Below are 10,900 nucleotides of genomic sequence, written 5' to 3'. Positions count from 1 at the left end.
TTAACTAGTATTAATTTTTATTATAAAGGTTAGCACGCTCCTTTACTAATTTATGCGATAATAGCGATTATTGTTTTACTATTATTGCAAAAGAATCCATTCATGAAATCATACAGCAGCATTGAACAGCGCATCGATATTCTACAAAGCAGAATTGAAGCCTACCAAGAAGAAATTAAAGTGTTACAAGCCGAGCCGAAAAGTAACAACGAACGTATTATTTTTAAGTTTATTGAAACCGGCAGTACTGGTAAAACCAAAGACTTTGTCAGAGAGCTTGGGATTAAATCACCGCGTGATAGCTTATATTCATCAGGAGATGTAACTAAACTGATTAAAGATGGCGCTGATGATATTTCGCCTGAGCTACTGAGCATAGCCCGCGCACTTGCTAGTGCACGTAACAAAAATGGCCCTGCTTGCTAATAGTAAATATACGTATTAGCCGTAAGCTCTTGCGGCTAATCAACCAGCTCGATATCAAGTCCAGCTAATAAATTTAACGCTTCAAACCGTTCAAACTTTGCATTACTCACATCATTGCTTGTTATATCAATATTAAATTGCGAAGCGCCAACAAAATTTGCTTTTCTCACATTAGTTTGATGAAACAGGCTGTCTCTAAAGTCAGTATCCGAGAAGTTGCTTTGAGCTAAGTTAGCGTGTCTAAAATCAACATCTTTGGCAAAACAGTTCGTCATTGTTAAGGCTTTTAACTGTAATTCAAAAAACGAACTATGGCTCAGCTCACACTGTTTAAAACTCACCGGTGACGTTAGCGCTAATTGCGGCCAATTTACTTGCCCCCACACTATGCTATTGAGCTTACAATTTGCAAAGCTCACCTCTTCTAAGGAGCTGTAATTCCAATTAAGTTCAGTCAAATTACAGTTAATAAATTCACACTCTATAAACCGACAGGCACTAAACTGGCTGTGACTAAAATCGCAATCAATAAACTGACATTGTTCAAACTCAATATCGCTAAAGCGCTTTGCATTTGCTGTAAAGTTTGAAAATGACTGATCAAAATAATGACTATCTTTAAATAACTCGCTCATAAAAATAAAGCACCTAAATTGGGTTATGCCGAACAAAAAACCCCTTAGGTATTTAGCCTAAGGGGTTTTGATCTAACTAAAAGCTAGCTTTATTCTGCGCTTGGTAATTCTTTCTCAACTACACTAATTGCAAGCTCTGTCAGCGAATCGCTGTTAGCTTTGCTTGGTGCATCGGTTAATAAACACGATGCTTGTGTGGTTTTAGGGAAAGCAATAACGTCACGAATGTTATCAGTACCACATAACAACATAACTAAACGGTCTAAACCGAACGCTAAACCTGCATGCGGCGGTGTGCCGTATTTAAGTGCATCAAGTAAGAAACCAAATTTATCTTGCTGCTCTTGCGCTTCAATACCTAAAATTCTAAATGCCGCTTCTTGCATATCTGCATTGTGAATACGTACCGAGCCACCGCCCACTTCGTAGCCGTTTAATACCATATCGTAAGCATCTGAAATAGCCGCTGCTGGGTTTGCTTCAAGCTCACTGGCACTAATATCTTTTGGTGCAGTAAATGGATGGTGTACAGCGTGTAATGTGCCTTCGTCATCTTCTTCAAACATTGGGAAGTCAACAACCCAAAGTGGTGCCCAGCTATCTAGGTTAGTTATTTCTAAATCAATACCAATTTTTAAACGAAGTGCGCCCATGGCTTCATTTACGGTGTTGCGTTTATCCGCACCAAATAAAATGATATCGCCTGTTTGTGCATTAGTACGTTCAAGTAACTGCGTGATCACATCTTCATTTAAGAATTTAGCGATTGGCGATTGCACGCCCTCAACGCCTGCATCGCGGTCATTTACTTTCATCCATGCTAAACCTTTAGCACCGTAAATACCGATAAACTTAGTGTAGTCATCTAGTTGCTTACGAGAAAGTGATGCACCACCTGGAACAGTTAGCACTGCAACACGGCCTTTTTCATCATTTGCTGGACCCGAGAATACTTTAAATTCTACGTCTTTTACTAAATCGGCTACATCAATAAGCTTCATTGGGTTACGTAAGTCTGGCTTATCAGAACCATATAGGCTCATTGCCTCAGAGTAAGGCATAATTGGGAAATCACCTAAATCAACATTTAGTAATGACTGCCACATTTCGCGGATCATTTTCTCTGTCATACCACGTACTTGATCAGAGCTCATGAACGAGGTTTCTAAATCTATTTGAGTAAATTCAGGTTGACGGTCAGCACGTAAGTCTTCGTCACGGAAACATTTAACAATTTGGTAGTAACGGTCAAAACCCGACATCATCAACAATTGCTTAAATAACTGTGGCGACTGCGGTAATGCGTAAAAGCTACCTTTGTGTACACGACTTGGTACTAGGTAATCACGCGCACCTTCTGGCGTTGCTTTAGTTAGTACTGGCGTTTCGATATCTAAAAAGCCATTTTCATCTAAAAAGCGACGTACAAAGCTGCTTGCCTTAGCACGTAATTTAATACGGTCGCTCATTTCTAAACGACGTAAATCTAAGTAACGATATTTTAAACGACGCTCTTCTGAGTTCACTTGGTTAAAATCAAGTGGCATAGGCTCAGAGCGGTTAATAATCGTTAAACCCGTGCCTAAAATTTCTACTTCGCCGGTAGCCATGTCTTTATTTACTTGGCTGTCTGGGCGAGCGCGTACAATCCCTTTTAACTGAACACAAAATTCCTGACGAAGTTTGTTAGCTGTTTCCATTAATCCTTCAACTTCCGGATCGAATACAACTTGTACTAAACCTTCTCTATCGCGTAAATCGACAAAGATAAGTCCACCAAGGTCACGTCGTTTGTTGATCCAGCCACATAGTTCAACTTCCTGATCTACGTGAGTTTTATTTAGCTGTCCGCAGTATATAGAGCGCATAGTTTTCCTGTCAGATAAAAGGCATATAGCGGTTAAACACTGTTGTTTTAAAAGTTTTTATAAACACCAAAATGAAAATAAAGCCGCTAGCAATTCAAAATAATCAAATTAAGCCCTGCATTATACCCAAGTAGGTTGAAGATGCTAGGGCGTGTTTACCTTTCGAGGTGGAATTTACAGCGCACTGTTTTGTTATTTGTTACACTACCGGCACTTTATATCAAGGCTTTTGTTTGTATGCTATATATTGGATGCCCGCAGTGGTCGAGCAGCGCATGGAAAGGAAATTTATTTTCACGCCAGTGTAAAAATGCCGATATGCTTAGCGAATATGCGCAGCATTTTAATTCGGTAGAAGGTAATACTAGCTTTTACGCCGATCCCTCGCCTGACACTGTATTACGATGGGCTGCCAGTGTACCTGATGAGTTTAAATTTACCTTTAAATTTCATCGGCGCTTTAGTCACGAACTCCAACTTACTAACGTGCAACATGAGCTAACTAATTGGCTTAATTTATTCGCCCCTCTATTTGAAAAAACAGGGCAAATAATGCTGCAATTACCTAAGGCGTTTGCGCCACAACATTTAGCTAAGCTTGCCGCTTTTATTGAGTTACTTCCTAAAGAGCTAAACTATGGGGTTGAGGTACGCCACCCTGATTTTTTTAAAAAAGGTGAGGCCGAAATCGCACTTAATCAGCTTTTAATGGCAAATAATATAAACCGTATTGCTATGGATACTCGGGCGCTCTTTGCAGTAAAGCCAACCACCGAAGCGCTAATAGACGCACAACAGAAAAAACCGCATTTACCAGTTCACGCTATTGCTACGGGCTCGCAGCCTATGGCACGTTTTGTTATTGCTGATTTAGAAAACGATTATAAGACCTTTTATCAGCCTTGGCTTAGCAAAGTAACTCAGTGGCTTGATGAGGGCAAAAGTCCTTATGTGTTTTTTCATACCGCTGATAACCGCGAAGCGCCGCTGCTGGCTCGTCAGTTTTGCCAAGATTTGGGGTATAATCACAATGTACTCAATCCATTTAGTGGCGAAAAAGAAGCCCACCAGCAAGCACTTTTTTAAAAATAAATTCAAAATACAGAGACAATAATGAGTGAATACGCACGTTACTTTACCGGCTACCCTGCCAATATCGTTGAGCAAGTATTAAGCCTAATAAAAGCAGGAAAAGTAAGTGAGTATTTACTTAAAAAATACCCGCAGGCGCATCGTATTACCAGTGATAAGTTACTGTATAGCTACGCCACTGAGCTTAAAAAGCAGTATTTAAAAAACGCCCCGCCATTTGGACGCGCTGCGTTTAAAAAACAAGGTGATATGGTTACCAATGCACTCGGTACCCACACGTACCGTATGCAAGGTAAAACCCGCAAGCACGATTTAGCAATAAACAGCGATTTACTGCGCGCGCCAGAGCCATTATTAAAAGCATTAGTGGTGCACGAACTCGCGCATTTTAAAGAAAAAGACCACAATAAAGGCTTTTATAAACTGTGCTGCCATATGGAGCCACAGTACCATCAGCTAGAGCTAGATTTACGGATTTTTTGTGTGGCTATTGCTATGGGTGAGAATCCGTATAATTGAGCGGTCAGCGGTCAGCGGTCAGCGGTCAGCGGTCAGCGGTCAGCGGTCAGCGGTCAGCGGTCAGCGGTCAGCGGTCAGCGGTCAGCCAAAATTCAATGACACACAAGTTCATAATGAAAGCCCTCGTTAACAAAAAACGCGATACTAAATCGCGTTTTTTATAATTTACTGATAGCTACAAACTGACAGCTAGCTCGTTGGGTTTCGTTTCACTTGACCCAGCCTACGTAAAAACGTTAAAGCCCTAATTCGGCCATAAAGTCGTCATCGCTATCATCTTGCTTTGGCTGTTTCGCTTTTTCTTTATCCGCTTTTTGCTTAGCCTCATTTTCGATAATATCGTCTGGGTCTATCGCTTCTACAATGTCAAAGTCGTGAAGTTTAATAAACTCTGTTTTATCCATCGCTAATTCTAAATAGAAGATATTTTGGTTGCGAGTCGTAAACGTTACGCGACGTGCTTGCGGACGATCCATAGTGGTATCAACCGATATTTGCACTTGTTTATTAATAGCCATCATTTTTGGCTGATTTTGGGTAATAGAGGTATGCAGCTGTTCACGCACTTTTGACGTGAAGTCGCCCACTATTTGGTTCATCAACTCACCCATCACGTTTGAAACGTCATCAGATAAGTGGCTGTGTGCGATTTCGTCTTCTGGCATACCCATGTTACGCATATAATCGCCGTAAATTTCCATGGCCGCTTGCGCTGTAAAGTTGGTAACAACTAAGCCGGTAAAGCCCCCGTCAAATAAAACAAAACAGCCTATGTCTGGTCGCATACAAGTACGCGTTATTTTTTGTACCATGGCTGAATAGCTGATCTCGTTGCCGCTGGCTGATGAAAGTACACCCGTTACTGAGTGGCATAATGTTGCTAATATATCGTCGGTACTAATAACCTTACTTTTGCTCATTTAATAATCTCTTTTATACTTATTCTTCATAATTCTAGTCAAGCTACTGAATTTATCACTGACTATCCAGCATAAAATGTTAAAATAGCACTATTATTTTCAAAGAGACTGCCTTCGTGAGTATAAAAGACAGTATTTATGCCTCTGAGCAACAAGTAAAAGACTTTAGTTTTGATCAAAACGTGGTTGAAGTATTTCCCGACATGATCCAACGCTCGGTACCCGGTTATGCCACTATTGTAAGTACTATGGGAAAATTAGCGGGTGAGTATGCTCAGCCTAATTCTAACCTGTACGACTTGGGCTGCTCATTAGGGGCAGTAACCTTAAGTATGCGTCGTAATATTAAAACCGATAGCTGCCAAATTATCGCCGTAGATAACTCACAAGCCATGGTTGAACGTTGTAAGGTCCATTTACAAGGATTTAGATCAGACGTTCCTGTAACGGTTACTTTAGGTGATATTAACGAGCTTGATATTCAAAACGCATCGGTTGTGGCAATGAATTTTACCCTGCAATTTATACCACCTGCGCAGCGCAAAGCGGTACTTGAAAAAATATACGCTAATTTAAAGCCCGGTGGCGTTTTGTTATTAAGTGAAAAAATTAAAGCCGAAAACGAGCAATGCGATAACTTACTGATTGACTTGCACCACGACTTTAAACGCCATAATGGCTACTCTGAGCTTGAAATAAGCCAAAAGCGTACTGCCATTGAAAACGTAATGCGCCCCGATACACTTAGTACACATACACAACGTTTAAGCGACATTGGTTTTAGCCAAACGCAAGTGTGGTATCAATGTTTTAATTTTTGCTCAATGGTAGCAATTAAATAATTTAGAGAGTGACACATGTCTGCATGGTTTAACCAATTTTACGCTGCGATTGCACAAAGCCCACTTAGCCACTGGCTAGAAACCTTGCCTGCGCAATTAAAGCATTGGCAACAAGAGGCAAGTCATGGCGATTTGCCACAATGGCAAAAAGTGCTGAAAAACTTACCCGAGGTATCAACAAACCAAGTTGATATTGTCAGCAAAGTAGCAATAGGTGCGCCTGGTGAAATGTCTGAAGGCGAAAAAAAGCAAACCACGCATTTATTAAAGCGGATGATGCCTTGGCGTAAAGGCCCGTTTAACGTTCACGGTATTGAAATAAATACCGAATGGCGCAGCGACTGGAAATGGGATCGACTGCTACCGCATATTGAGCCATTAAAAGGCCGTACTGTATTAGATATTGGTTGTGGCTCAGGGTATCACCTATGGCGTATGCGCGGTGAAGGTGCTCAATTTGTGGTGGGTATTGATCCATCTGACTTATTTTTGTGCCAGTTTCAGGCAATTAAACACTTTAACCCAGATGAAAACGTGCATTTGTTACCATTAGGTGTAGAAGCCCTGCCAGAGCTCAAAGCGTTTGATACAGTATTTTCAATGGGGGTGCTTTATCATCGTCGTTCCCCTATCGACTTTTTAGCGCAATTAAAAGCACAGCTTCGCCCAGGTGGTGAGCTGGTGCTTGAAACATTAGTTATTGAAGGCGATGAAAACACCGTATTAGTACCGACCGACCGCTACGCGAAAATGCGTAATGTATGGTTTATTCCAAGCACTGCGGCATTAAAATTGTGGATGGAACGTGTTGGCTTTAAAGATGTGCAAATTAAAGATTGTGCTATTACAACGCTCGACGAGCAGCGTAAAACTGACTGGATGGAAAACGAATCTTTAGTTGACTTTTTAGACCCCGCTGACACCAGTAAAACCATTGAAGGCTACCCTGCACCACTTAGAGCGATACTTACAGCTAAAGCCTAATTTATAGTATTAATTTTTATTTCCATATTAAAAAGCGCCATTGGGCGCTTTTTTTGTTTACTAATACAGCAACTAGCGGACAAGTGTCCTTGTCTTTAAAATCAAATCCAGATTTCAACTAGCCGCGCCCTTGCAATTGTTGTAAAATACGCGCGTTTCTAAGTAAGCATCAAAACAACTATTTTGAGGAAAACCTGTGAGCGAACAAAAACAGTCTCTAAGCTATAAAGACGCGGGCGTAGATATCGACGCTGGTAATGCACTTGTTGAGCGTATTAAAGGCGTAGTTAAAAAAACTCGTCGTCCTGAAGTGATGGGCGGAATTGGTGGTTTTGGCGCACTTTGCGAAATTCCTGAAGGTTATAAGCAACCCGTACTTGTAGCAGGCACTGACGGTGTTGGCACTAAGTTACGCTTAGCAATTGACCTTAAAAAGCACGATACTGTAGGTATCGACTTAGTTGCGATGTGTGTAAATGATTTAATAGTACAAGGCGCTGAACCCCTGTTTTTTCTAGATTACTATGCAACGGGTAAACTAGATGTAGACACAGCAGCCGACGTAGTAACCGGTATTGGTAAAGGTTGTGAAATTTCAGGTTGTGCCCTAATCGGTGGCGAAACAGCTGAAATGCCAGGTATGTATGATGGTGAAGACTACGACATGGCAGGCTTTTGTACCGGTGTGGTAGAAAAATCAAAAATTATTGATGGCACTAAAGTAGCTGCAGGCGATCAACTTATTGCCCTTGCTTCTAGCGGTCCTCACTCAAATGGTTTCTCTTTAATTCGTAAAGTTTTAGAAGTCTCTAACGCTGATACTAATCAAGTGATTGATGGCAAAACCTTAGGTGAGCACCTTTTAGAACCAACACGTATTTACGTTAAACCATTACTTGAGTTGTTCAAGCAAGTAGACGTGCATGCCCTTTCGCATATTACTGGTGGCGGTTTTTGGGAAAATATCCCACGCGTATTACCTGAATCTGCTAAAGCGGTTGTTAAAGGTGATAGCTGGCAGTGGCCAAGTGTGTTTAGCTGGTTGCAAGAAAACGGCAACATTACAACACACGAAATGTACCGCACATTTAACTGTGGTGTAGGCATGGTGTTAGTTGTACCTGCGGATGAGCTTGAAAATAGCTTAAATATCTTAAAAGATCTTGGCGAGAACGCATGGCACCTTGGTGAAATCCAAGATGCCGTTGTTGGCGAAGAGCAAGTTGAAATTGTAGGTGGTGCTGCGTAATGGCACCCACTCGTCTAGTAGTTTTGATCTCAGGCAGTGGCTCAAATTTACAAGCCATTATAGACGCCTGTGAAAGCGGCGAGATAAACGCCCATATAGCGGCTGTTATTAGTAACAAAGCAGACGCTTATGGGTTAGAGCGTGCAAAAAATGCAGGTATTGCCACACACGTGCTGAGTCATAAAGAGTTTGACTCACGCGAAGCGTACGATGCCCAGTTAATGCATATAATTGACTCTTTTGAACCAAATCTAGTTGTATTAGCTGGGTTTATGCGTATTCTAACTCCTAACTTAGTGCAAAAATATGTTGGAAAAATGTTGAACATTCATCCATCTTTGTTGCCTAAGTACCAGGGGCTGAATACCCACCAAAGAGCAATTGATGCAAAAGACGACGTTCACGGCGTTAGTGTTCACTTTGTAACTGAAGAATTAGACGGCGGACCCGTTATTCTTCAAGCCAAAGTGCCTGTATTAGCAGACGATACAGCAGACACGCTCGCTAAGCGTGTGCATGCGCAAGAGCACATAATTTATCCTTTGGTGGTCAAGTGGTTCAGTGAACAACGACTTACGATGGAAGCAGATTATGCAGTTCTTGACGAAAAACAACTTCCTGCACACGGCGCGCACTACCCAAAATAAAAAATTAAGTGCCTGGCTATTATGTGCGGGCACTTTATTACTTCCTACCAGCCTGATTGCAGGTGAGTTAACCCAGTATCAAGCCAGCTACGATATTTTGCGCAAAGGCGCAAATCATGGTACAGCCGAGCGGACACTTAAAAAACTCGATAATAATAACTACCAAGTCACTTACCATAGCGATATTGAATGGATGATTTTCTCTGACTCACGTCAAGAGTCATCAACTTTTAGCTTTGCTAACGATAAAGTAGAGCCTATTCAGTACTCTATGATCCGCACGGGGACTGGGCCTGACAAAAAGTATGAAATTAACTTTGATCGTCAAACACAAACTGTCACCAGTAACACCAGCGACTACCCGTTAAAATGCCAATGGCATGATAACTTCCAAGATGGTATTTCTTATCAAGTGCAAGTTCGAGAAGGACTTAAAAAAGGAAAAACTAGTTTCTCGTTTCCACTGGTTGATAAAAAAGGTAATTGCCGTGACTACGACTTTGAAGTGGTAGAAACCGAAATGATTTCCTTACCGATTGGTAACGTAGAAGCCATTAAAGTAAAACGTTTATACGACAATGACAAACGCCAAGCCTTAGCATGGTTTGCCCCAGAAATGGATTATATGCTAGTGCGCATGTGGAAAGGTGAAAAAGGTGTGGAACAGTTTGAAGTGCAGATGAAATCGTTTACCGTGATCAATCCACCGGCTTTACCTGCACAAGTTAAGAACGAAATAACCCCCTAATAAATTACTTACAAGATGCAATACGAAAAGCCCAAGTGTGATAACCATAACTTGGGCTTTTCATTTTAATACTTAGATTTGAAACTTTAAGTTGGGTTTCGTTTTACTCTACCAACCTACATTAATTCACCCATTTTAAATAACGCAAACTCTCCTGGCTGCATTTTTTGCCAGCGTTCATCGTTGGTTAGCGGCCTTGTTGCTATAACCGTTACCACATCGTTTGGTGTGGTTTCTTGTTGAAAGTCGACCACCATATCAGCATCAATAAGTGTTGCTTTACCAAACGGTGCACGGCGCGTTATATAATGTAAATTATTAGTACAATACGCTAAAACAAATACACCATCGGTCAATAACATATTAAACACGCCTTTTTCACGTAGCGTATGCGAAAGCTTAGCCGCATATCTAAAAACCGACGCCATATTACTTGGTCGCTGCGGGTACTTTTCACGAATTTTGTCAAGCAACCAGCAAAATGCCAACTCGCTATCGGTATTACCCACAGGTCGATAATATTCAGGTTTTAAATCATGATAATTTGAAAGCTGCCCGTTATGAGCATAGGTTATTTCACGCCCCCACAACTCACGAGTAAACGGATGGGTGTTTTCAAGACACACTCGCCCGCGGTTGCCTTGACGAATATGACTTATCACCGATACGCTTTTAATCGGATAAGCTTTAACTAATTTAGCTATTTCTGACTGGTAACTTGGCTCGGGATCTTTAAAGGTTCTACAACCTTTGCCTTCATAAAAAGTAATGCCCCAGCCATCTTTATGCGGCCCTGTATTGCCACCGCGCTCCAACAACCCTGAAAAACTAAAACAAATATCCGTTGGCACATTGGCTGACATGCCAAGTAATTCACACATAAAATAAATAAACCTTTAAAAAGCTAAACATAGAATATCGTTCTATTTTTAATAAGCGTACACTGATCATCATAAGTATATTTACTTAA

General features: G+C 41.2%; 12 protein-coding genes. 8 read left to right on the top strand and 4 right to left on the bottom strand.

Annotated features, from left to right (window positions below; genetic code table 11):
* Window positions 1–102: 102 nt before the first annotated feature.
* Window positions 103–426: a hypothetical protein gene (locus A9479_RS15675; RefSeq protein ID WP_008111621.1), complete on the top strand. Its 324-nt coding sequence runs from the start codon at window positions 103–105 to the stop codon at window positions 424–426.
* 35 nt (window positions 427–461) lie between these two features.
* Here A9479_RS15675 and A9479_RS15670 read toward each other — a convergent pair whose 3' ends face one another.
* Together A9479_RS15670 and aspS are read right to left on the bottom strand one after the other, a co-directional pair.
* Window positions 462–1,061 carry a pentapeptide repeat-containing protein gene (locus A9479_RS15670; RefSeq protein WP_064663945.1) on the bottom strand — a complete coding sequence of 200 codons (600 nt, stop codon included), beginning with the start codon at window positions 1,059–1,061 and terminating at the stop codon, window positions 462–464.
* An 89-nt stretch (window positions 1,062–1,150) separates the two neighbouring features.
* Window positions 1,151–2,929 (bottom strand): aspartate--tRNA ligase, encoded by a 1,779-nt coding sequence (gene aspS, locus A9479_RS15665; protein WP_013464572.1) that lies wholly within the window; start codon window positions 2,927–2,929, stop codon window positions 1,151–1,153.
* A gap of 237 nt (window positions 2,930–3,166) precedes the next feature.
* Between aspS and A9479_RS15660 the strand changes: the two genes are divergently transcribed.
* Window positions 3,167–4,015, top strand: coding sequence for a DUF72 domain-containing protein (locus tag A9479_RS15660; RefSeq protein ID WP_013464571.1), 849 nt, complete (start codon window positions 3,167–3,169; stop codon window positions 4,013–4,015).
* A gap of 27 nt (window positions 4,016–4,042) precedes the next feature.
* The gene (locus tag A9479_RS15655; RefSeq protein WP_016899476.1) at window positions 4,043–4,540 is read left to right on the top strand and encodes a M48 family metallopeptidase; all 498 of its coding nucleotides are present in this window, start codon (window positions 4,043–4,045) and stop codon (window positions 4,538–4,540) included.
* Between the two features lie 236 nt (window positions 4,541–4,776).
* Here A9479_RS15655 and A9479_RS15650 read toward each other — a convergent pair whose 3' ends face one another.
* Window positions 4,777–5,460: a DUF3334 family protein gene (locus A9479_RS15650; RefSeq protein WP_008111638.1), complete on the bottom strand. Its 684-nt coding sequence runs from the start codon at window positions 5,458–5,460 to the stop codon at window positions 4,777–4,779.
* A gap of 116 nt (window positions 5,461–5,576) precedes the next feature.
* On the opposite strand from A9479_RS15650, the gene cmoA reads away from it, so the two are divergent.
* From cmoA to A9479_RS15625, 5 genes are all read left to right on the top strand, one after another.
* On the top strand, window positions 5,577–6,302 hold the full coding sequence (gene cmoA, locus A9479_RS15645; RefSeq protein WP_016899475.1) for a carboxy-S-adenosyl-L-methionine synthase CmoA: 726 nt from the start codon (window positions 5,577–5,579) through the stop codon (window positions 6,300–6,302).
* A 15-nt stretch (window positions 6,303–6,317) separates the two neighbouring features.
* The gene (cmoB, locus tag A9479_RS15640; RefSeq protein WP_024600781.1) at window positions 6,318–7,286 is read left to right on the top strand and encodes a tRNA 5-methoxyuridine(34)/uridine 5-oxyacetic acid(34) synthase CmoB; all 969 of its coding nucleotides are present in this window, start codon (window positions 6,318–6,320) and stop codon (window positions 7,284–7,286) included.
* Between the two features lie 196 nt (window positions 7,287–7,482).
* Window positions 7,483–8,535, top strand: coding sequence for a phosphoribosylformylglycinamidine cyclo-ligase (gene purM, locus A9479_RS15635; protein WP_064663944.1), 1,053 nt, complete (start codon window positions 7,483–7,485; stop codon window positions 8,533–8,535).
* Window positions 8,535–9,182 (top strand): phosphoribosylglycinamide formyltransferase, encoded by a 648-nt coding sequence (gene purN / locus A9479_RS15630; protein WP_016899472.1) that lies wholly within the window; start codon window positions 8,535–8,537, stop codon window positions 9,180–9,182. Before purM ends, purN begins: the two co-directional genes overlap by 1 nt.
* Window positions 9,127–9,930, top strand: a complete 804-nt coding sequence (locus A9479_RS15625) for a DUF3108 domain-containing protein (protein WP_016899471.1) — start codon at window positions 9,127–9,129, stop codon at window positions 9,928–9,930. Before purN ends, A9479_RS15625 begins: the two co-directional genes overlap by 56 nt.
* A 116-nt stretch (window positions 9,931–10,046) precedes the next feature.
* Here A9479_RS15625 and A9479_RS15620 read toward each other — a convergent pair whose 3' ends face one another.
* On the bottom strand, window positions 10,047–10,811 hold the full coding sequence (locus tag A9479_RS15620) for a class II glutamine amidotransferase (protein ID WP_013464565.1): 765 nt from the start codon (window positions 10,809–10,811) through the stop codon (window positions 10,047–10,049).
* Window positions 10,812–10,900: the final 89 nt, after the last annotated feature.

Source organism: Pseudoalteromonas sp. MQS005, from assembly GCF_001661605.1.
GTDB lineage: Bacteria > Pseudomonadota > Gammaproteobacteria > Enterobacterales > Alteromonadaceae > Pseudoalteromonas > Pseudoalteromonas tetraodonis.
Note: the sequence above shows the minus strand (reverse complement) of the source record. Positions and strands in the feature narration are given on the sequence as shown.